The following is a 258-nucleotide window of genomic DNA, read 5'->3' on the forward strand; positions in this document are numbered from 1 at the left end:
GCCATTGATTCGCATTGCATTAATCATACCTTCCATGCCTGTTTCAACGATGGAATTTTCTACAGCTGGCGAACCATGAATCTCCCAGAATGGACTGTACTGAATGTTAAAGAATTGTGCGTTTTGATATCCTTTTGTGATATGTGCGAAACAATGATCTACAATTAAATTTTTTCTCGGAATAACTGAGAACTTCTGCCCATTGTCATCTTCATACAAGAAATCAGCCATTTTAGCTGTAATCCCATTTTTATCAAT

The 258-nt window shown here is 36.4% G+C and carries 1 protein-coding gene; it reads right to left on the minus strand.

All coding sequences use genetic code 11. The features are described from left to right. The coding region (locus tag ACQGSG_RS29435; protein WP_426948809.1) for a hypothetical protein at window positions 1-258 on the minus strand (258 nt) is incomplete at both ends.

This window comes from Bacillus sp. GMa5/1 (assembly GCF_050172015.1).
In the GTDB taxonomy this organism is placed as follows: Bacteria; Bacillota; Bacilli; order Bacillales; family Bacillaceae_G; genus Bacillus_A; species Bacillus_A cereus.